Raw genomic sequence first — 20,818 nt, 5'->3', positions numbered from 1 at the left:
CGAACGATACCGGACGAAAACGGGGGGTGCAGCAGGATTAACCTTCTTAACACATGCGCCCGCCACGGGGTGATTGCCCTTAGCCTGCATGCAATGGGATGATCGCCAACTGATACGAATTCTCATTAAAGACCGCCCATGCCAACCTCACTCCTGCTCGTCGAAGATGACCCACGCCTGCGTGAGGACCTCCAGCGCCACTTCCTGAAGCGGGGCTTTCTGGTCAACGCCTGCGCCACGGGCCCGCAGGCGTTGAACGCGGTGCAACACGATGGCTTCGATCTGGTATTGCTGGACATCATGCTGCCTGGCCTCGACGGCCTTAGCCTGCTCGACGAATTGCGCCGCCAGCAGGCAGTGCCGGTGATGCTGATGTCGGCACTGGGGGCCGAGCAGGACCGCATCAGTGGCTTTACCCGGGGCGCGGACGACTACCTGCCCAAGCCCTTCAGCCTGGCGGAACTGGACGCGCGGGTCGATGCCCTGATGCGCCGGGTGGCCTTTGACCGCAGGCCGGTAGCAGCAACCGACGCCGGCGAGGTGATGCTCGACCATGACCATCAGGATGTCGTTCACCACGGCAAGGCTGCCGGGCTCACGGGCTCTGAGTTTCGCTTGCTGGCCACCTTGAGCGCCCACCCCGGCGAGGCGTTGAGCAAAGCCTTTCTCTACCAGACCGTACTGCACCGCGCCTACACCCGCCTGGACCGCGGGCTGGACGTGCATGTATGCAACCTGCGCCGCAAGCTGGCAGATATCGGTGCCCAGCATGTCCAGATACAGGCCGTACGTGGCCAAGGGTACATCCTGGTCGACACGGAACGCCTGTGATGCGCCGCCACCCCTTGCTGTGGAAACTGGCCGCGCTGCAAGTCAGCTTCTGCCTGTTACTGACCTGGCTTATCTGGACCTGGGGCCTGTCGGTGGAGCGCAGCAGTTATTTTCTGTCCCAGGCCGACCAGGATTATCTGGCGCGCTATGCGCAGCAGGCTGAACAGGCCTGGCAGCAAGGGGGGGCGAGCGGGGCCGAGGCCTTTCGCAAACACCTGCAGCACGCCGAGAACACCTGGGCAGCACTGATCGGGCCGCACCTGCAAAGCCTCGGCACCACGCCGTTGAATGCCGACGAGGCCAGCCGCCTGACCTTCATGCGCAAGCCTGACTGGCCGATGAGCCGGCGCCTGCAGGATGAGCTGCCCTACGTCAGCATCGAGTTCCCGCTGCATCCAGAGCGCGGCCGCCTGGTAATGCAACTGCCCGAGCGCCTGTTACCCACCGGCCTGACCCCCTGGACCCACGTCATCACTCACGGCGTAGCACCCACACTGCTGGCGCTGTTACTGGGCCTGGCGATCTATCGGCATCTGGTGGCACCGCTCAACCGCTTGCGCGACCGCGCCGACGCCTTGCGCGCAGACGACCTGGACAGCCCTGGCCTGCCCCTGCAGGATCGCCGCGATGAATTAGGCGAACTGGCGCAGGCCTTTGAACACATGGCCGGGCGCCTGCGCCAAAGCCTGGAGCAGCAACGCTTGCTGCTGCGTACCCTGTCGCACGAACTCCGTACGCCCCTGGCGCGGCTGCGCATCGCCCACGACAGCGATCTGTCACCCGCGCAGTTGCGGGCGCGCCTGGGGCACGAGGTCAACGACATGCAGAAGCTGCTCGAGGACACCCTGGACCTCGCCTGGATGGACACTGAGCAACCACAGTTACGCACCGAACCGGTACTGATGCTTTCCGTGTGGGAAGCCTTATGCCAGGACGCCTGCTTCGAGAGCGGCTGGGACCGTGCTCGGCTACCCTGCTCGCTCGGCGTCGAATGCGTGGTGCAGGCCCATCTGGACAGCCTGGCCCAGGCACTGGAAAACCTCATGCGCAATGCCATCCGCCATTCGCCTGCCGATGGCCGGGTCAGCCTCGATGGCTGGCGTGAGGGCGACTGCTGGCACCTGCGCCTGAGTGACCAAGGCCCGGGCGTGCCTCACGCTGAACTCGAACGCATCTTCAAGCCTTACCAGCGCTTGCCCGACAGCGGCGCAGGGTTCGGCCTGGGGCTTGCCATCGCCCGCCGCGCGGTCGAACTGCAAGGCGGCAGGCTGTGGGCCAGCAATGGTCACCCCGGGCTTTGCCTGCACCTGTTGCTGCCGGCTGCTTCGCAATGTTTAGAAAGTTAATGCGCTTTACGCTCAATCAGGACTGATTATCATCTGAGCCCTTCCGCCTTGCGCTCCTTGCAAAGCATTGATGAGGCGCCTGATGAGCAAGATCACCCTGTCCCTGGCATTGGCGCTGGCCCTTACCGCCCCGGTTGCCCTGGCACAGCCGCAACGCGAGCAGCAGATGGACACTTCACTGCTGCAGCGCCAAGACCTGGCCTACCGCTTCAGCCACCTGGACCTGGACTCGGCCGATGGCCAGCGCCATTACCGCTTATGGATCGGCAAGCCGCAGCGCCCGGCACCCGCCGCAGGTTACCCGGTGTTGTGGATGCTCGACGGCAATGCCGCACTCGGTGCGCTGGACAGTGCGTTACTGGGCAGACTCGCAGCGGGCCAGGCACCGCTACTGGTGGCGGTTGGGTACCAGACCGAGCAGCGCATCGAGCGAACAGGCCGCACCTACGACTACACACCGGCAATCCCCGGGCTTGCAGAACAGCGCGACCCGCTGACCCACCTGCCCAGCGGTGGCGCGGATGCATTCCTGGATTTGCTTACCGAACGCATGCGCCCGATGGTGGCCGGCGTGGCGCCCATCGACCTGCAACGGCAGACCCTGTGGGGGCACTCGTATGGCGGCCTGGCAGTGTTGCATGCAGTGTTCACCCGGCCTGGAGCGTTCAGCCACTATGTGGCAGCCAGCCCATCGTTATGGTGGCACGACGGGGCGATCGTTCGCCAAGCGCAGACATTGCAGGAGCGCATGGGTGATAACCACCCGACGCTCTTGCTGATGCGCGGCAGCGAGGAGCCGGTGAGCCCGCGGGCACCGCTGCAAGGCGATGTGGAGCGGCCGATGCGAGAGCTGGCGGCGGACCTGGCCAAGGTGCCGGGGTTGCAGGTGCGTTTCGAGCGATTGACGGGGGTTGGGCATGGGCCGATGCTGCCGGCTTCATTGCAACGCGTAATCGAGGATATGTCTCGCTAAGCTTCGCCGCATCAGTAATGGCGGGCTTGCCGCCGGCAATCTGGGGCATATCCTCGAAGCCGTTGCATGAGCCGATCACCCCTGATACGCCGAAGGTCGCAGATCATCGGCTTGTCAGCAGGGTGGCACTGTGCGGTATGCTTGCCCGGTCTTCAGGGCGGGGTGAAAGTCCCCACCGGCGGTAAATCGAAAGATGAGCCCGCGAGCGCCCCGGCCATGCCGGGGGTCAGCAGATCTGGTGCAACTCCAGAGCCGACGGTCATAGTCCGGATGAAAGAAGGCGTCAGGCAAGGGCCATCAGGGCGCCCTTGCGCGCGCATTTTGTTCGCCCCGAGACGTTCATCGATCATTCACGAGGAGCGTTTCATGTCCCCCAAGCATCACCAGCAATTCCCCAATGTGTCCGCTGCCGTCGCCGCCTTCCAGGCCGGCCGTCCCGTACTGCTGCTCGACGATGACGACCGCGAGGACGAAGCGGACATCGTTGCCGCCGCCGAAAACCTGTCGCTGCAGACCATGGCCATGATGATTCGCGATTGCAGCGGCATCGTCTGCCTGTGCCTGGACGAAGCCACCGTCGATGCCCTGCAACTGGCACCGATGGTGCCGAACAACCAGGCTCGCCACGGTACTGGCTTCACCGTGACCATCGAAGCGGCTGAGGGTGTGAGCACCGGCGTTAGCGCGCAGGACCGTATCACCACCATCGAAGCAGCCTTGCGCTCGACGGCCGAGCAACGGCATATCGTCAGCCCCGGCCATGTATTCCCGCTGCGGGCGCGTGATGGCGGGGTGCTGACCCGTCGCGGCCATACCGAGGGCTCGGTGGACCTGGCTCGCCTGGCGGGCCTGCGCCCGGCAGCGGTGCTGTGCGAGCTGATGAACCCCGACGGCAGCATGGCCCGCGGCGAGCAGGTGGCGGTGTATGCCCGCCAGTACAACCTGCCAGTGCTGACCATCGCAGAGCTGGCCCGTTGCCGCGAGGCGATGCTGGAGCGGGAAGCTGTGCCAGCCTGATCGATCGACGGGGCCGCTTCGCGGCCCAATCGCCGGCAAGCCGGCTCCCACTGGGCCGCGGCAGTTCTTGAGGCTTGCGCCGTATTTGTGGGAGCCGGCTTGCCGGCGATTGGGCCGGGAAATTCACCCTCAAGTTTGCTCCCCCCGCCCCGCTCTGCTAGTGTCGCGCCGTTCTGTACAGCCTCCGAGACCCGTCGCCATGGCCCGCAAAAAAGCCTCCATCGATTTCGAGCAATCCCTCGCCGACCTGCAAACCCTGGTCGAACGCTTGGAGAACGGCGAGCTGTCGCTGGAAGACTCGCTGGCCGCCTTCGAGCAAGGTATCGCCCTGACCCGCGATTGCCAGGGCGCCCTGGCCCAGGCCGAGCAGAAAGTACAGATACTGCTCGAACGAGACGGCGAGCTCGCCGCTCAGCCCTTCGATGCGGAGCCTGAGGCATGATCGGTGCCTACCAGGCCAGTAGCCAGGCGCGCGTCGATGCGGCCCTCGAACCCCTGTTCATCGCGCCCACCAAGGAGCTTGAGCGGCTATACGCCGCGATGCGCTACAGCGTGATGAACGGCGGCAAGCGCGTGCGCCCGCTGCTCGCCTATGCCGCCTGCCAAGCGCTGGGGGCAGCGGCCGAGCAGGCCAACGGCGCCGCCTGCGCAGTGGAGCTGATACACGCTTATTCGCTGGTGCATGACGACCTGCCCGCCATGGACGATGACGACCTGCGCCGCGGCCAGCCGACCACCCATAAAGCATTCGATGAAGCCTGCGCGATCCTCGCCGGCGACGGCCTGCAGAGCCTGGCCTTCAGTGCACTGCTCGACCCACGGCTGAGCCCGCAGCCCGACGCCATCCGCCTGGCCATGGTCCAGGCCCTGGCCAAGGCTGCAGGCCCTGCCGGCATGGTCGGAGGCCAGGCCATCGACCTTGGCTCCGTAGGCGTGAAGCTGGACCAGCAGGCCCTCGAGTTCATGCATCGGCACAAGACCGGCGCACTGATCGAAGCCAGCGTGCGCCTGGGTGCCTTGGCCAGCGGCCGCGCCGAGCAGGCGCAACTGGACGCCTTGCAGGTTTATGCACAGGCCATTGGCCTGGCATTCCAGGTGCAGGACGACATCCTCGACGTGGAAAGCGACACCGCCACCCTCGGCAAGCGCCAGGGTGCCGACATCGCCCGTGACAAACCGACCTACCCGGCCCTGCTTGGCCTGGAAGCGGCCAAGGCCTATGCGATCGAACTGCGCGACCAGGCGCTGGTCGCACTTGAAGGGTTTGGTGAAAACGCAGAACCCCTGCGAGCGTTGGCGCGCTACATCGTCGAACGCCGCCATTAAGCACGGCTTCGAACCCGCACACAGGGGGCGCGCCACCTCTGGTTGAATGGGCACTTTACCCACAATGGGGTAAACTGCCGCGTCTTAACATCTATAACGACTCGCCTGATGCCCACGACGTTTCAAGAGATCCCCCGCGAACGCCCGGTCACGCCGTTGCTCGACCGCGCTGACACGCCTGCCGGCCTGCGCCGGCTGGCCGAAGCCGACCTCGAGCACCTGGCCGACGAGTTGCGCCAGGAGCTGCTCTACACCGTGGGTCAGACCGGTGGGCATTTTGGCGCCGGCCTGGGCGTGATCGAACTGACGATCGCCCTGCACTACGTCTTCGACACCCCGGATGACCGGCTGGTGTGGGACGTCGGCCATCAAGCCTACCCGCACAAGATCCTCACCGGCCGGCGTAACCGCATGCTGAGCCTGCGCCAGAAGGACGGTATCGCCGCCTTCCCGCGCCGCAGCGAGAGTGAGTACGACACCTTTGGCGTCGGCCACTCCAGCACCTCGATCAGCGCCGCACTGGGCATGGCCATTGCCGCCCGCCTGCAGAACAGCGCGCGCAAGTCGATTGCCGTGATCGGCGACGGTGCCCTGACGGCCGGTATGGCGTTCGAGGCGTTGAACCATGCCCAGGAAGTCGACGCCGACATGCTGGTCATCCTCAACGACAACGACATGTCGATCTCGCGCAACGTTGGCGGGCTGTCCAACTACCTGGCCAAGATTCTTTCCAGCCGCACCTACGCAAGCATGCGCGAGGGCAGCAAGAAGGTGCTGTCGCGCCTGCCGGGTGCCTGGGAGATTGCCCGTCGCACCGAGGAATACGCCAAAGGCATGCTGGTGCCCGGCACCCTGTTCGAAGAGCTGGGCTGGAACTACATCGGCCCGATCGATGGCCACGACCTGCCGACCATGATCGCCACCCTGCGTAACATGCGTGACCTCAAAGGCCCGCAGTTCCTGCACGTGGTGACCAAAAAAGGCAAAGGCTTCGCGCCGGCCGAGATCGACCCGATCGGCTACCACGCCATCACCAAGCTCGAGCCTGCCGACAAGCCGGCCGCACCGAAGAAGGCCAGCGGGCCGAAGTACTCGGCGGTGTTCGGCCAATGGCTGTGCGACATGGCCGCTGCCGACAACCGCCTGGTGGGCATCACCCCGGCAATGAAGGAAGGCTCGGACCTGGTGGCCTTCAGTGAACGGTATCCCGAGCGCTACTTCGATGTGGCCATCGCCGAGCAGCACGCCGTCACGCTGGCGGCGGGCATGGCCTGCGAAGGCAGCAAGCCGGTGGTCGCGATCTACTCGACCTTCCTGCAGCGCGCCTACGACCAGTTGATCCACGACGTGGCGGTACAGAACCTCGACGTGCTGTTCGCCATCGACCGCGCCGGCCTGGTCGGCGAAGACGGCCCGACCCACGCAGGCAGCTACGACCTGTCGTACCTGCGCTGCATCCCGGGCATGCTGGTAATGACCCCCAGCGACGAAAACGAACTGCGCAAGATGCTCAGCACCGGCCACCTGTACAACGGCCCGGCCGCCGTACGCTACCCACGCGGCACCGGCCCCAACTCGCCGATCAGTGGCGACCTGGACCCGCTGGAAATCGGCAAGGGTGTCGTCCGTCGTCAGGGCGAGAAGGTCGCTTTGCTGGTGTTTGGCGTGCAATTGGCCGAAGCCCTGCAGGTCGCCGAGCAAATCAACGCCACCGTGGTCGACATGCGCTTCGTCAAGCCGCTGGACGAAGCGCTGGTGCTGGAGATGGCAGGCAGTCATGACCTGCTGGTAACCCTCGAAGAGAACGCCATCATGGGCGGCGCCGGGGCTGCCGTGGGTGAGTTCCTGGCCAGCCAGGGGGTGGTAAAGCCGCTGCTGCACCTGGGCCTGCCGGATATCTATGTCGAGCACGCCAAGCCTGCGCAGATGCTGGCTGAATGTGGGCTGGATGCAGCCGGCATCGAGGCGTCTGTGAAGGCGCGCATGGCCAGGCTCGGCCTGTAATTCCCGCGGCCGCCTTGCGGCCCATCGCCGGCAAGCCAGCTCCACAGGTATTGCGCTGAACCGAAGAACAGCGGGGTACGCGTGGCAGCCGGCTTGCCGGCGATTGCTATGGTAATGCCAATGAAAATCCCAACCCTTACCGCTACCCTGCTCTGTCTTCCGGTCCAGCTGCTGGCCGCCGAACGCGACGACGCCCTGAAGCTCCCCGACATGCTGATCAGCGCCAACCGCCAGGCCGAATCACGCACCGCCACCAGCGCAGCCAATACCGTCTTCACCCGCAGCGACATCGACCGCCTGCAACCGACCAGTGTCACCGACCTGCTCGCCCGCGTGCCCGGCGTGCAAGTCGCGCCCACCGGTGGCCGTGGCAGCCTGCCGGGTATTTTCATCCGCGGCACCAAAACCGCGCAGAGCCTGGTACTGGTCGACGGTGTGCGTATCGCCAATGCCACCTCCGGCGACAGCGGCCTGCAGTTTATCGACGTCGACCAGATCGAACGTGTCGAAGTACTGCGCGGCTCACGCTCGGCGATCTACGGCAGCGATGCCATCGGCGGCGTGATTCAGATCTTCACCCGCCGCAGCAACGGCCAGGGCCTGCAGCCGCGCCTGCGCATGGCGGCAGGCACCGACCAGACCTGGCAACGCAGCCTGGGCCTGTCCGGCGGCGACGGCGCGACCCGGTTCAACCTGGGCGCCAGCCTGGACGAAACGGCAGGCATCGACTCGACCGGCCCATCCTTCGCCAGCGACGGCGATCATGACGCCTACCGCAACACGTCGTTCAACCTGAGCCTGAGCCACACGTTTGGCGAACGTTTCGAAGCCGGCTTGAACCTGCTCGACAGCCGAGGCCGCAGCGAGTACGACAATCCATTCGGCGGCTTCGACCCGGTCACCTTCGAAAGCTTCGGGCAAAAGCCCTACACCGAATTCAGCGTCAGCAGCTTGGGCACGTACTTCGACGCTCAGCTCAATGACCTGTGGCATTCGCGCCTGGAGCTGGGCCATAGCGAAAATCGCGACGACAAGCGCGACAAACTCAGTGATGAGCGCTCGGTGTTCAACACCTATCGCGATCAGGTCACTTGGCAGAACGACCTGTCCCTGAGCGAGCGGCAGAACCTGTTGATCGGTGGCGACTGGTACGAAGACCGCGTGCACGCCAGCACCGATTTCAGTGAAGACAGCCGCTGGAACCGCGCCGCCTTCATCCAGCATCGCTTCCACGGCGAGCACCTGTCTACCGAACTGGGCGTGCGCCGCGACCAGAACCAGCAGTTTGGCGGCCAGACCACGTGGAGCGGTAGCCTTACCGTGCCGCTGAATACCCACAACGATGTGCTGCTGTCTTACAGCGAAGGCTTTCGGGCCCCGACCTTCAACGACCTGTACTACCCACAGTACAGCAACCCGCAGCTGGACCCGGAGCACTCCAGAAGCTACGAGCTGCAATGGCGCAGCCAGCTCAGCCGCGACAGCCGCCTGGAAACGTCGCTGTACCGTACTGACCTGCGTGATGCGATTATCTTTGGCCAGGACTCGATCCCGCGTAATGTCGCCTCGGCGCGCATCAACGGCGTGGAAATGGCGTTGGAGCAACAGTGGGGCGAATGGCGCAGCCAGCTGGGCCTGGCATTGATCGATCCGCGTGATCGCGACAGCGGCCACACCCTCGCCCGCCGCGCACGGCGCACCTTGAGCCTGGACCTGGACCGTCAATTCGAGCGCTTCACGGTAGGGGGCAGCTGGCAGGCTGTCAGCGCCAGTTACGACGATGAGGCCAACCGCAACCGCCTCGGCGGCTATGGCCTGCTGGGCCTGCGCGGCAGCTGGGCAGCGACCGACGAGCTCAAGCTGGAAATCAAGCTGGATAACGTGCTGGACAAGGGCTACAGCCGTGCGCTGTATAGCTACGACGGCGCCAGCTACGGCTACCGCGAAGAGGGCCGCACGGCACTGTTCAGCGTCACCTGGACGCCGGCGCTTTAGCTTCGAGCAGCGCACACAAGCGGGCGGTGGCTTCGATCATCTGCCCGCTGGGCCGCTCCAGGCCCTTGTCTGGCACCACCAGCAGACGGCCATCGGCCACAGCGCTCAAACCTGGCCAAGCCTTCCAGCTCGCCAACTGCCCCTGGTCGCCAGCCAGGATCACCTGCGGATCGCGCAGCAGCACTGATTCCACATTCACTTGCGGTGCCGGCTGGCTCAGGTCGGCAAAGATATTGCGCGCCCCACACACCGCCAAGGCATCACTCACCACCTGTCGCCCACCCAAGGTGTACAGGGGCCGGTCCCAGACCTGATAGAACACCCGTAGCGGCTGTTCACGCCGATAGTGCTGACGCAGGTGCTGCAAGCGTTCACGCAGGCCGCCCACATACTGCCGCCCCTGTTCTGCCCGCCCTACACGCACGGCAATGGCCTCGATCTGTTCGAGCAGTTGCTCAAGGTCGTGAGGTTCAGCACTGAAGGTGGCGATACCCAGGCGCGTGAGCTGGTCGCGCTGGGCCGCTGCCACGCTGCCGGGCCAGAGCAACAGCAGGTCGGGCCTGAGGCTGAGCAGGCGTTCCATGTCCAGTTGCCCCTGGCGCCCCACCGAAGGCAGGTTACGCAGCGCCGCCGGGCGCTCGCCGCCGTCGAGCACGCCCACCAGCAGGTCGTCGGCCTGCAGCTCGAGCATGATTTCGCTCATCGATGGGGCAAGGCTCACCACGCGCAGGGGCTCGCCAGCCTGGACAGTGCAGGCCAGCAGCGCCAGCAGGCAGAGCAGGCCCCGCATCACCCCAGCTGACGCGGGATGCGGTAGAGGTAAAGCACCACCACGGTGGATAACGCCAGAAGGATTTGCGGCACTGCTTCGAGCCCTACCAGCACCGACAGTGCGGCGACCCAGGCAGGGAAGCAGGCGAACAGCATGGCCATGCGCCGCACCCGAGCCAGCTCGATCCAGGCGGCCGGCTCTTCAGCCGTGCCAAGTGACTTGGAAGTGGCGATCAAGGCACGCTTGTAGGCGCCAAAACGCGGCAGGCTGAGGAACATGGTTGCCGCACCGGCGATGAACAGCGGCATGGCCAGCACCGGGATCAGCGCATCGCCACCGCCAAAGGCCCAGGCCATCACCGGCAGCGGCACCAGGCCGACCGCCAGGTATTGCCACCAGGCCAGCGCCAGGCGCCGCTTCACCTCGCTGCGGGTCACGCCTGGGGAACCTCACCCTGGTGTTCGTTACCCAGCATGTGGCCAAGCTTGTCGGCCTTGGTCGCCAGGTAGTAGCGGTTGTGCGGGTTATGCCCGGTATGCAGTGGCACACGCTCGGCAACCTTGATGCTCATATCGGTCAGCGCCTTGACCTTGCGCGGGTTGTTGGTCATCAGGCGCAGCGATTTCACGCCCAGGTGCTCGAGCATCGGCAGGCAGATCGCGTAATCACGCTGGTCGGCAGCGAAGCCCAAGCGCTCGTTGGCCTCTACAGTGTCGGCACCGCCGTCCTGCAGCTCATAGGCGCGGATCTTGTTCAGCAGGCCAATGCCACGGCCCTCCTGACGCAGGTACAGCAGCACGCCACGGCCTTCACGGGCAATGGCCTGCAGGGCCGCTTCCAGCTGCGAGCCACAGTCGCAACGCTGGCTGAACAGGGCATCGCCAGTCAGGCACTCGGAATGCAGGCGCCCCAACACCGGCTCACCGTCGGCGATGTCACCCAGGCTGAGCACCACGTGCTCACGGCCGGTGGCTTCGTCGAGGAAACCATGCATGGTGAAAGTCGCGAAGGGAGTCGGGAGTTTAGAGGCGGCAACAAAGACGACGGGCACGTTGTGCTCCTGGATAAGTAGGAAAATTCTCGTGCAGCGATTGTATCAGCAGGTCAGCGCCTGTGCGCTGGCTGAATACCGTGGGTTAAGATCGAAAAGTTCGATATTCGGTTAGCCTGTGACAGCCCTGGGTGCTATTGGGGCTTGCTGTCGGCAGTAAAGGGATACGGCTGCTTCCAGTGCTGGAAGATAGGCTTCAACTCGCCGCTGCGTACCAGTTCAGCCATGCGTCGGTCGAACAGCTCACTCAGGGCCTTGCCGTGTTCGTTGCGGGCAAAGGCCAGGTACAACGGCAGTTCGGCGACATGGGTGCGACGGAACCGCTCTGGCTGGGAGGTTTGGCCAAGAACGTAGTCAACCTCGGTCAGCGCATCGATGTAGAAGTCCACGCGATCATGTTCAAGCATTGGCAGGATGCCTTCGCGCCGCTGGATCTCACGCGCCGCCTTCACGTTCGGCAGGTAGCTGCCGTAGTCGTAGCCACGCACCCAGGCCAGGCGATACTGACCCACGGTGTCCAAGGTCGGCACCGGCTTGCTGGCAAGCCCCAGCGCATAGATGTGGTCCATGTCGAAGTGCCAGCGCGGGTAGAGGTTGTCCTCGTTCTCATCCTTGTAGGAACCGACCCAGGCATCGGCCTCGCCGCGTTTGACCAGCCCGACGGCCCGGCTGTAAGGGGCACTTTTTGCCACGACCTTGACGCCGGCAGGCTCGAACACCTTGCGCAAGACATCCCAGGCCACGCCGGTACCATCGGCATTGGTGTAATCCAGCCACTCTTCACTGACCAGATGGACCTGTTTCGGTACGCCTTCGGCTGCCAGCGCCCCATGGGCACAGCAGAGCAGTATTGCCAGCAGCACAGTCCGAATGGCCATCAAAGCGCTCCCTGTCTCAGCCAACCGCCCACACCAGAACCTGCATACCCAACCAGGCGAACGCCCCAGCCAGGACATCATCGAGCATGATACCGACACCGCCGTGCACATGACGGTCGATCCAGCGAATCGGCCATGGCTTGAGGATGTCGAAGAAGCGGAACATCAGGAACCCCGCCAGAATCCACTGCCACCCTTCCGGCACCAGCCAGAGGGTGATCCACATGCCGACCATTTCATCCCAGACAATGCCTTCATGGTCGTGCACGCGCAAGTCATTGGCGACTTTACCGCACAGCCAGAAACCGAACAGCATGGTGATGCCCAGCAGCAGCCAGTACCCCCAATCGGGCAGCATCTGCCACAGAGGGATGAACGGAATGGCCACCATCGAGCCCCAGGTACCGGGCGCCTTGGGCAGCGTGCCCGAACCGAAGCCGAACGCGATGAAGTGCCATGGGTTGCGCCAGACCGAGGGCGGAACGAACTCCGCAGGCACCTGGTTGGGGTGGTCGGTCACGGTGTCTCCCTAAAGTGTTGATAGCCCCGCTGTACGGGGGTGATGTCCTGGCCTTGGCGGTCACGCAGGGTCACACCCTGCCCTTGGAGCACCCGGCCGATGACATGTATGCCGGCGTCCGCCAGGGATGAAAGCGCCTCAGGCGGCAGGGTGAACGCCAATACGTAGTCGTCGCCACCGGTGAGCGCCGCGTGCACCGCCGCATCGTGCCCGAGAAAGGCCTCTAGTGCAGGAGACACTGGCACCTGCGCCAGGTTCACCTCAAGGGCGACGCCGGAGGCCTTGGCGATATGCCCGCAATCGGCGAGCAGGCCGTCGGAAATATCCAGCGCCGCCGTCGCTCGCCCGCGCAAGCGACGGCCCAGCCCCAATTGAGGCAGCGGCGACCAGTAGTGGGCCAGCAGGGGCTCGCTCTGCTCGGCAGGTGCCTCTCGCTCGCCCAGCACCAACGGTAGCGCACCGGCTGCCTTGCCCAACACGCCACCCACACACAGCAGGTCACCCGGCCGGGCACCGCTGCGGCACAGGGCCTGCCCAGCCGGGACGCTGCCGAAAACCGTGACAGTGATGCTCAAAGGGCCGCGCGTGGTGTCGCCACCGATCAGGCTCATGCGGCAACGCTGGGCCATGCGGCTGAGCCCGTCGGCAAAGGCGGCAAGCCAGTCGGGGCCAACGTCGGGCAGGGTGAGGGCAAGGGTGAAGCCGATGGCATTGGCGCCCATGGCTGCAAGGTCGCTGGCCGCCACGGCCAGTGAGCGCTGCCCGAGCAGACGCGGGTCACAGACCGTCGGGAAGTGCACCCCGGCAACCAGGGTGTCGGTAGACACCGCCAACTGCTCGCCCGGGGCAAGCTCGAGCAAGGCGCAGTCGTCGCCAATGCCCAGTGCCACGCCCTCACCGCCCTGCGCACAGGGCGCGGCGGCGAAGTAATGGTTGATCAGCTCGAACTCACCCATGGCTCGACAGCGCCAGGATCAGCGCTTGTTCGCCTTGACTTCTGCTTCGCGCAGCGAAGGTGCCAGCTTGTCCAGCACGCCGTTGACGAACTTGTGGCCGTCAGTGGCGCCGAAGACCTTGGCCAGCTCTACGCCTTCGTTGATCACCACGCGATACGGTACATCGACGCGCTTGATGAACTCCCAGGTGGACAGGCGCAATACGGCCAGTTCGACCGGGTCGAGCTCTTCCAGGGCGATGTCCATGCACGGTTTCAGCGCGCTGTCGATTTCGTTCTTGATTGCCGGGACCCCATGCAGGATCTCGCGGAAATAGGCGCCATCGACATCGGTAAAATCGTTATCGACCCGGAACTGCGCTTCGATCTCGTTCAGCGAATGTTGAGCCATGTGCCATTGGTACAGGGCCTGGGTCGCGAGCTTGCGGGCTTCGCGGCGCTTGGCGCTCTTCGATGGCTTGCCGGCATCCGCAGGTTTGGGATCGCGCGGGTTGAAACGATCGCTTTCGTCGCTAATCACTTGGCCTCCAACTGCGCCAGCAGGCTGACCATTTCCAGAGCGGACAGGGCAGCTTCAGCACCTTTGTTACCGGCCTTGGTGCCGGAACGCTCGATGGCTTGCTCGATGGAGTCGACGGTCAGGACACCGAAGGCCACCGGCACACCGAACTCCATGGACACCTGGGCCAGGCCCTTGGTGCATTCGCCCGCCACGTATTCGAAGTGCGGGGTACCGCCACGGATCACTGCACCCAGGGCGATGATCGCGTCGTATTCACCTTGCTGGGCGACCTTCTGGGCAACCAGCGGGATTTCGAACGCGCCAGGGGCACGAATGATGGTGATGTCGCTTTCGCTGACACCGTGGCGTACCAGGGCATCAACGGCACCGCTTACCAGGCTTTCTACGACGAAGCTGTTGAAGCGGCCAACCACCAAAGCATAGCGACCTTTGGGGGCAATGAAGGTACCTTCGATGGTCTTCAGGGTCATTCCGATGTTCTCATCTTCAAGAGCGAGGCCGCGCACTGGCGGCCTCGGGAGGGTTTGGACTCGAGCGTGAGGGCGCAGGCGCCGCCTCAAGTCACTCGGAGGGCACGTATTCTACAACTTCCAGATCGAATCCGGATATCGCATTGAATTTCATCGGCGAACTCATCAGGCGCATCTTGCGCACGCCAAGGTCACGCAGGATCTGCGAACCGGCACCCACGGTGCTGTAGGTGGTCGGTGCCTTGGTCGGTGCATCGCCTGCGCTTTCGCGGATATGCGCCAGCAGCACGTCGCCATCCAGCGGGTGGCCCAGCAACAGCACCACGCCGCTACCGGCCTCGGCAACTGCGGCCATGGCGGCGCGAAGGCTCCAGCGGCCAGGCTGCTTGACCAGCAGCAGGTCGCGCAGCGGGTCCATGTTGTGCACACGCACCAGGGTCGGTTCTTCGGCGCAGACCTTGCCCAGGGTCAGGGCCATGTGCACATCGCCTTCCACTGCGTCGCGGTAGGTGACCAGGTTGAACTCACCCAGCTCACTTTCGATCAGCTGCTCGGAAACGCGCTGCACGGTGCGCTCGTGGATCATGCGGTAGTGGATCAGGTCAGCGATGGTGCCGATCTTCAGGCCATGCTCGGCGGCGAACACTTCGAGTTCGGCGCGACGCGACATGGTGCCGTCATCGTTCATCACCTCACAGATCACGCCGCTAGGCTCGAAACCGGCCATGCGCGCCAGGTCGCAGGCGGCCTCGGTGTGGCCGGCCCTTGCCAGGGTACCGCCAGGCTGCGCCATCAGCGGGAAAATGTGGCCCGGGCTGACGATGTCTTCGGCCTTGGCATCCTTGGCGGCTGCGGCCTGCACGGTGCGCGCGCGGTCGGCCGCCGAGATGCCGGTGGTAACGCCTTCGGCCGCTTCGATCGAAACGGTGAACTTGGTACCGAAGCCTGAACCGTTGCGCGGTGCCATCAGCGGCAGCTTGAGCGTTTCGCAACGTTCGCGGGTCATCGGCATGCAGATCAGGCCACGGGCGTGCTTGGCCATGAAGTTGATGTGCTCAGGCAGGCAGCACTCGGCCGCCATGATGATGTCGCCTTCGTTTTCACGGTCTTCGTCATCCATGAGGATGACCATTTTGCCCTGGCGGATGTCTTCGACCAGTTCTTCGATGCTGTTGAGCGCCACGCGGCACCCCCTTCTCAATCAGGATTTCAAGAAGCCGTTGGCGGCCAGGAAGCTTTCGGTAATGCCACTGCCCTTGCTCGGTTCGGCAGCCTTGTCGCCCAGCAGCAAGCGCTCCAGGTAACGGGCCAGCAAATCGACCTCAAGGTTTACCCGACGCCCTGCGCGGTAGTCGGCCATGATGGTTTCGGACAGGGTGTGCGGGACGATGGTCAGCTCGAACTCGGCGCCATTGACCTCGTTGACCGTCAGGCTGGTGCCGTCGACGGTGATCGAACCCTTGTGGGCGATGTACTTGGCCAGTTCCTTGGGTGCACGCACGCGGAACTGGATGGCGCGAGCGCTATCGCTGCGCGAGATGATTTCACCGACACCGTCGACGTGGCCGCTGACCAGGTGGCCGCCCAAGCGGGTGGTCGGGGTCAGGGCCTTCTCCAGGTTGACCTTGCTGCCACTCTTGAAGTCGATGAAAGCGGTGCGCTTGAGGGTTTCGACGCTGACGTCGGCCCAGAAACCATCACCTGGCAGCTCAACGGCGGTCAGGCACACACCGTTGACGGCGATGCTGTCGCCGAGCTTGACGTCACCCAGGTCGAGCTTGCCGGTCTCGACGTAGACGCGCACGTCACCGCCCTTTGGGGTCAGGCTGCGGATGGTGCCGATGGATTCGATGATGCCGGTGAACATGGGGTCTTCCTCAAAAACGGGTTGCGCGGGGCAAGCCCGACATTATACGCCGGGCGCCGGCAGAGGGATGGCCGTGACCCGCCAGTCATCGCCCACTGCACGCATTTCGGTGATTTTCAGCCGTGGCGCTTCGCTCATCTTCGACAGGGGCCAGTCCAGCAACGGGCGGGCCTGGGAGCCAAGGAAAGTGCCGGCGACGAACAGCTGGTACTCGTCGATCAGGCCACGTTGGGCAAAAGCGCCGACCAGGCCAGGGCCAGCTTCCAGCAGGATGTCGTTGACGCCCCGCGCAGCCAGCGTTTGCATCAAGGCGAGCAGGTCGACCTGGCCATTGCTGCCCGGCAGGCTGAGCAGCTCATGGCCCGCCTGGGCGTAACGCGGGTCGTCACCCAGGGCGGTTACCACCAGCGCAGGGCCGGCCTGGAAGAACGGCGCGTCCAGTGGCAGGCGCAGGCGGCCATCGATCAGTACGCGCAAGGGGGGGCGGCTGAGCGCCAGCGCGGTGGTGTCGGGGTCCAGGCCCAGCTCGGCAGCGCGCACGGTCATCCGTGCGTTGTCGGCCAGCACGCTGGCGGCGCTGGTCAGCACCACACTGGCACGGGCGCGCAGGCGCTGCACCGCAGAGCGGGCGGCAGGCCCGGTGATCCATTGGCTTTCGCCGCTGGCCATGGCGGTGCGGCCATCCAGGCTCATGGCCAGCTTGGCCCGCACGAACGGCAAGCCGTGCTCCATGCGCTTGAGGAACCCGGGGTTCAGGGCACGGGCCTGGGCTTCGAGCACGCCGCTGGCGACTTCGATGCCTGCTTCGGCCAGGCGGCGCAGGCCCTGCCCGGCGACTTGCGGGTTGGGGTCCTGCATGGCTGCCACCACCCGCGCCACGCCTGCCTGTACCAGCGCCTCGGCACACGGTGGGGTGCGGCCATGGTGGCTGCACGGCTCCAGCGTCACGTATGCACAGGCACCGCGGGCACGCTCACCGGCCTGGCGCAGGGCATGCACTTCGGCATGGGGTTCACCGGCACGCACATGCCACCCCTCACCCACCACTTCACCGTCACGGACGATCACACAACCCACACGCGGGTTGGGGTGAGTGGTGTAGATACCCTTGCGGGCAAGCTCCAGGGCACGGGCCATGTAATGGGCGTCGAGGATCGCGGTCTGGCTCGGCATGCTCACTCTTTAGCCGGCTCGCGGGCCAGGCGGTCGATTTCTTCACGGAACTCATCGAGGTCCTGGAAGCGCCGGTACACCGAAGCGAAGCGGATGTAGGCCACTTCATCGAGCTTGCGCAATTCGGCCATCACCAGCTCACCCACCACCAGCGACTTGACCTCGCGCTCACCCGTAGCCCGCAGGCGGCTCTTGATATGCGCCAGGGCCGCCTCGAGGCGTTCGACGCTGACCGGGCGTTTCTCCAACGCACGCTGCATGCCGGCACGCAGCTTTTCTTCGTCGAAAGGCTGGCGTGTGCCGTCCTGCTTGATCAGCCGGGGCAATACCAACTCGGCGGTTTCGAAGGTGGTGAAACGCTCGCCGCAGGCCACGCATTCGCGACGGCGGCGCACTTGTTCGCCCTCGGCGACCAGGCGCGAGTCGATGACCTTGGTGTCGTTGGCACCGCAAAAGGGACAGTGCATGGTGGCAGGCAACAAAAAAAGGGAGGGCCATGGTAGCGCATCCCACTGGCAAGACAAGCCAAAGGGGTTAACATCCAAGGTAAATCTGCCCCTGAAGGATTACCCCATGCATTATCGAGCGCTCGTCGTGCTGGGCTGCGCCGCCCTGCTCGCCGCCTGTGGCAGCGACCGGCCGAAGACCGAGCCAGCCCCGGCACCTGCGCCCGCCAAGGTGGCGAAAAAGGCCGAACCGCTGGGCCCGCTGCCCGCCTATCAACGCGAACTGAGCGGTACCTTGCTGGAAATCCCCCGCGGTGCCGACGTGGAACTGGCCTTGCTGGTCATCGACGAGCGCGACCGGCCGCAACAGCTTCTGGCCAGCAGTACCCTGACCGGCACCGGCCAGGCGCTGCCCTACCGCCTGCGCTTCAACCCCGAGGTCTTCCCGGCCGGCGGTCGGGTCGAGCTGCGTGGGCGCGCCAGCCAATCGGGCCAACTGATCATGCACCTGCCGCCCGTGCGCATCACCCAGGCCCAGACTCAGGCCACTGGCCCGCTGCGTTTCAAAAAGGCGCCTTAGGTGGCGCCGTTTGCCCTGCAACAGGCCCTCAGCGGCCTGATCGGCGAAGCGCGGCTGGTCGTCACTGAACTGCCGGGGTGCGCGCTCAAACTCTGGTTGATCGACGATCAGAACATGGACCGCGCCTTCAGCAGCGAAGAAACCCGGCGCATTCTCGAAGACCCTCCGTACTGGAGCTTTTGCTGGGCCAGCGGCCTGGCCATGGCCCGTTACCTGGCAGCGCACCCGCAGTGGGTGGCCGGCAAGCGCGTGCTGGACTTCGGCGCCGGTTCCGGTATCGCCGGCATTGCCGCGGCGCGCGCCGGCGCATCGGAAGTGGTGGCCTGCGATCTCGACCCGCTGGCACTCGATGCCAGCCGCGCCAACGCCGAGCTGAACGGGGTCGAGCTCAGCTACAGCAACGACTTCTTTGCCGAAGACGACCGCTTCGACCTGATTCTGGTTGCGGATGTGCTCTACGACCGCGCCAATCTGCCGCTGCTGGATGCCTTCCTCGGCCGTGGCCGTCAGGCCCTGGTGGCCGATTCCCGAGTACGCGACTTCAGCCACCCGCTTTACCAGCAGCTGGGCGTGCTTGAAGCACTGACCCTCCCGGACCTGGCCGAGCCGCACGAATTCCGCCGGGTCAGCCTGTACCACGCCAGCCGCGAGCCTTTATAGTGGTGCCATTCACGGATTTGCGAGAGTCACGATGAGCCAGGAAACACCGTTTATCTTCGATGCCACCGACGCCAACTTCCAGCAACTGGTGATCGAGAATTCCTTTCACAAGCCGGTCCTCGTGGACTTCTGGGCAGAGTGGTGCGCGCCCTGCAAGGCGCTGATGCCACTGCTGGCGAAGATCGCCGAGGGTTATCAGGGCGAGCTGCTGCTGGCCAAGATCAACTGCGACGTTGAGCAGCAAGTCGTTGCCCAGTTCGGCATTCGCAGCCTGCCCACGGTGGTGCTGTTCAAGGATGGCCAGCCAGTCGACGGCTTTGCCGGCGCGCAGCCGGAGTCAGCGATCCGCGCCATGCTTGAGCCGCATGTGCAGATGCCTGCCGCGCCGGCAGCATCCCCCTTGGAACAGGCCAAAGCCTTGTTCGCCGAGAGCCGTTTCGCCGAAGCTGAGGCACTGCTGCAGGCGCTGCTGGGGGAAGACAACAGCAATGCCGAGGCGCTGATCCTGTATGCCCGCTGCCTGGCCGAGCGCGGCGAGCTGGGCGAAGCGCAGGTCGTGCTGGACGCGGTCACGACCGATGAGCACAAGGCTGCCCTGGCCGGGGCCAAAGCGCAGCTGACCTTCCTGCGCCAGGCCGCCAGCCTGCCGGAAGTCGCCGACCTGAAAAGCCGCCTGGCGCAGAACCCCCAGGATGATGAGGCGGCCTACCAACTGTGCATCCAGCAGTTGGCACGCCAGCAGTATGAAGCGGCGCTGGATGGACTGCTGAAACTGTTCCAGCGTAACCGCGCCTATGAAAACGGCTTGCCGCAGAAGGCGATGCTGCAGGTGTTCGACTTGCTCGGTGGCGACCATCCGTTGGTCGCGGTTTACCGCCGCAGGCTGTCTTCGGCCATGTTCTGATTCGCACAACAGGCGAGGGCTATGCCCTCGCTTGCGCGGCCGCACAGGGCAATCGCCTCAACCGATCCAGTGATACACCGGCGCATCCGCGCCACTTTCCACCTTCACCTCACTGCTGTGGCGCAACCGCACCAACAGCCGCTTACCCGCCGCCGTACTGCCCGCCAGCCCTTCCAACCGGTCCAGCAATTCAGGCCCGTTCATCTGCCCCGCCTTACGAAGCACCTCGCGGGCGGCCGTCCACTGCCCGTCATCCTGGCGCGGCGCTGCCGCCATGGCCTGCGGCGTGGCGTCGGCCGCCACAGGCACCTCAAGCTGCCGCCCCAACTGCGCCCACTCCGCGGGCTCCAGTTCGATGGTCAGGTCCACCGGCCAGTCCCCAATCTGTCCCCGAATTCTCACGATGCATTCCTTCAAGCGCTCCAATGCCCCCATGCTACAACAACATGAAACCTGCAGAACGCAGGCTGGCGGCACAGATAGAAGCTGTTATAACATCACCAATTCATTCCCAGCCCACTTCTGGA

At 64.8% G+C, this 20,818-nt stretch carries 24 protein-coding genes and 1 riboswitch; of the genes, 11 read left to right on the top strand and 13 right to left on the bottom strand.

Annotated features, from left to right (window positions below; genetic code table 11):
- Positions 1-138: 138 nt before the first annotated feature.
- From ACIPZH_RS07420 to ACIPZH_RS07385, 8 genes are all read left to right on the top strand, one after another.
- Complete coding sequence (locus tag ACIPZH_RS07420; protein WP_241803972.1) at positions 139-831, top strand: response regulator transcription factor; 693 nt, start codon at positions 139-141, stop codon at positions 829-831.
- On the top strand, positions 831-2,177 hold the full coding sequence (locus ACIPZH_RS07415; protein WP_400635748.1) for a histidine kinase sensor domain-containing protein: 1,347 nt from the start codon (positions 831-833) through the stop codon (positions 2,175-2,177). Before ACIPZH_RS07420 ends, ACIPZH_RS07415 begins: the two co-directional genes overlap by 1 nt.
- A gap of 82 nt (positions 2,178-2,259) precedes the next feature.
- Positions 2,260-3,150 (top strand): alpha/beta hydrolase, encoded by an 891-nt coding sequence (locus tag ACIPZH_RS07410; RefSeq protein WP_400635746.1) that lies wholly within the window; start codon positions 2,260-2,262, stop codon positions 3,148-3,150.
- Positions 3,151-3,294: 144 nt separating this feature from the next.
- Positions 3,295-3,436: riboswitch (FMN riboswitch) on the top strand.
- Positions 3,437-3,516: 80 nt separating this feature from the next.
- A complete protein-coding gene (ribB, locus tag ACIPZH_RS07405) occupies positions 3,517-4,167 on the top strand; it encodes a 3,4-dihydroxy-2-butanone-4-phosphate synthase (RefSeq protein WP_267820662.1) in 651 nt (216 codons plus the stop codon).
- A gap of 199 nt (positions 4,168-4,366) precedes the next feature.
- Complete coding sequence (locus ACIPZH_RS07400) at positions 4,367-4,609, top strand: exodeoxyribonuclease VII small subunit (protein ID WP_054900824.1); 243 nt, start codon at positions 4,367-4,369, stop codon at positions 4,607-4,609.
- Positions 4,606-5,493 carry a (2E,6E)-farnesyl diphosphate synthase gene (ispA, locus tag ACIPZH_RS07395; RefSeq protein WP_241803976.1) on the top strand — a complete coding sequence of 296 codons (888 nt, stop codon included), beginning with the start codon at positions 4,606-4,608 and terminating at the stop codon, positions 5,491-5,493. The genes ACIPZH_RS07400 and ispA overlap by 4 nt, the downstream gene beginning before the upstream one ends.
- Before the next feature lie 108 nt (positions 5,494-5,601).
- Positions 5,602-7,497 carry a 1-deoxy-D-xylulose-5-phosphate synthase gene (gene dxs / locus ACIPZH_RS07390; RefSeq protein ID WP_400635744.1) on the top strand — a complete coding sequence of 632 codons (1,896 nt, stop codon included), beginning with the start codon at positions 5,602-5,604 and terminating at the stop codon, positions 7,495-7,497.
- A 120-nt stretch (positions 7,498-7,617) separates the two neighbouring features.
- Positions 7,618-9,492 carry a TonB-dependent receptor domain-containing protein gene (locus tag ACIPZH_RS07385; protein WP_400635742.1) on the top strand — a complete coding sequence of 625 codons (1,875 nt, stop codon included), beginning with the start codon at positions 7,618-7,620 and terminating at the stop codon, positions 9,490-9,492.
- Here the strand turns inward: ACIPZH_RS07385 and ACIPZH_RS07380 are convergent.
- The 12 genes from ACIPZH_RS07380 to nrdR form a co-directional block, all read right to left on the bottom strand.
- Positions 9,470-10,282, bottom strand: coding sequence for a cobalamin-binding protein (locus ACIPZH_RS07380; RefSeq protein ID WP_400635740.1), 813 nt, complete (start codon positions 10,280-10,282; stop codon positions 9,470-9,472). The genes ACIPZH_RS07385 and ACIPZH_RS07380 overlap by 23 nt on opposite strands.
- Entirely contained in the window at positions 10,282-10,701 is a 420-nt protein-coding gene (locus tag ACIPZH_RS07375; protein ID WP_241803980.1) for an MFS transporter, read from the bottom strand. Before ACIPZH_RS07375 ends, ACIPZH_RS07380 begins: the two co-directional genes overlap by 1 nt.
- Positions 10,698-11,315 carry a GTP cyclohydrolase II gene (gene ribA, locus ACIPZH_RS07370; protein WP_241803981.1) on the bottom strand — a complete coding sequence of 206 codons (618 nt, stop codon included), beginning with the start codon at positions 11,313-11,315 and terminating at the stop codon, positions 10,698-10,700. Before ribA ends, ACIPZH_RS07375 begins: the two co-directional genes overlap by 4 nt.
- Positions 11,316-11,449: 134 nt before the next feature.
- Complete coding sequence (locus ACIPZH_RS07365) at positions 11,450-12,193, bottom strand: substrate-binding periplasmic protein (protein WP_400624798.1); 744 nt, start codon at positions 12,191-12,193, stop codon at positions 11,450-11,452.
- A 16-nt stretch (positions 12,194-12,209) separates the two neighbouring features.
- Complete coding sequence (locus ACIPZH_RS07360; RefSeq protein WP_241803983.1) at positions 12,210-12,713, bottom strand: phosphatidylglycerophosphatase A; 504 nt, start codon at positions 12,711-12,713, stop codon at positions 12,210-12,212.
- Positions 12,710-13,669 (bottom strand): thiamine-phosphate kinase, encoded by a 960-nt coding sequence (gene thiL / locus ACIPZH_RS07355; RefSeq protein WP_241803984.1) that lies wholly within the window; start codon positions 13,667-13,669, stop codon positions 12,710-12,712. The genes ACIPZH_RS07360 and thiL overlap by 4 nt, the downstream gene beginning before the upstream one ends.
- An 18-nt stretch (positions 13,670-13,687) precedes the next feature.
- Positions 13,688-14,188, bottom strand: coding sequence for a transcription antitermination factor NusB (gene nusB, locus ACIPZH_RS07350; RefSeq protein WP_400635738.1), 501 nt, complete (start codon positions 14,186-14,188; stop codon positions 13,688-13,690).
- Positions 14,185-14,661: a 6,7-dimethyl-8-ribityllumazine synthase gene (ribE, locus tag ACIPZH_RS07345; RefSeq protein ID WP_008092356.1), complete on the bottom strand. Its 477-nt coding sequence runs from the start codon at positions 14,659-14,661 to the stop codon at positions 14,185-14,187. The genes nusB and ribE overlap by 4 nt, the downstream gene beginning before the upstream one ends.
- 91 nt (positions 14,662-14,752) lie before the next feature.
- A complete protein-coding gene (ribBA, locus tag ACIPZH_RS07340; protein WP_241803985.1) occupies positions 14,753-15,844 on the bottom strand; it encodes a bifunctional 3,4-dihydroxy-2-butanone-4-phosphate synthase/GTP cyclohydrolase II in 1,092 nt (363 codons plus the stop codon).
- Between the two features lie 18 nt (positions 15,845-15,862).
- Complete coding sequence (locus ACIPZH_RS07335) at positions 15,863-16,528, bottom strand: riboflavin synthase (protein ID WP_400624794.1); 666 nt, start codon at positions 16,526-16,528, stop codon at positions 15,863-15,865.
- Positions 16,529-16,570: 42 nt separating this feature from the next.
- Complete coding sequence (gene ribD, locus ACIPZH_RS07330; RefSeq protein ID WP_400635736.1) at positions 16,571-17,701, bottom strand: bifunctional diaminohydroxyphosphoribosylaminopyrimidine deaminase/5-amino-6-(5-phosphoribosylamino)uracil reductase RibD; 1,131 nt, start codon at positions 17,699-17,701, stop codon at positions 16,571-16,573.
- 2 nt (positions 17,702-17,703) lie between these two features.
- Positions 17,704-18,168, bottom strand: a complete 465-nt coding sequence (gene nrdR / locus ACIPZH_RS07325; protein WP_008092351.1) for a transcriptional regulator NrdR — start codon at positions 18,166-18,168, stop codon at positions 17,704-17,706.
- 106 nt (positions 18,169-18,274) lie between these two features.
- Here nrdR and ACIPZH_RS07320 point away from each other — a divergent pair, with 106 nt between their 5' ends.
- The 3 genes from ACIPZH_RS07320 to trxA are packed head-to-tail and all read left to right on the top strand — an operon-like array spanning position 18,275 to position 20,291.
- Complete coding sequence (locus ACIPZH_RS07320) at positions 18,275-18,727, top strand: YbaY family lipoprotein (RefSeq protein ID WP_267820639.1); 453 nt, start codon at positions 18,275-18,277, stop codon at positions 18,725-18,727.
- Entirely contained in the window at positions 18,728-19,387 is a 660-nt protein-coding gene (locus ACIPZH_RS07315) for a class I SAM-dependent methyltransferase (protein ID WP_400635734.1), read from the top strand.
- Between the two features lie 31 nt (positions 19,388-19,418).
- Positions 19,419-20,291 (top strand): thioredoxin, encoded by an 873-nt coding sequence (gene trxA, locus ACIPZH_RS07310; protein ID WP_400635732.1) that lies wholly within the window; start codon positions 19,419-19,421, stop codon positions 20,289-20,291.
- Positions 20,292-20,348: 57 nt separating this feature from the next.
- Here the strand turns inward: trxA and ACIPZH_RS07305 are convergent, their stop codons facing one another.
- Entirely contained in the window at positions 20,349-20,693 is a 345-nt protein-coding gene (locus tag ACIPZH_RS07305) for a hypothetical protein (RefSeq protein WP_400624785.1), read from the bottom strand.
- Positions 20,694-20,818: the final 125 nt, after the last annotated feature.

This window comes from Pseudomonas sp. NPDC089758 (genome assembly GCF_044748705.1).
In the GTDB taxonomy this organism is placed as follows: domain Bacteria; phylum Pseudomonadota; class Gammaproteobacteria; order Pseudomonadales; family Pseudomonadaceae; genus Aquipseudomonas; species Aquipseudomonas putida_X.
The sequence above is the reverse complement of the archived record's forward strand: the minus strand, read 5'-3'. Positions and strand labels throughout refer to the sequence as shown.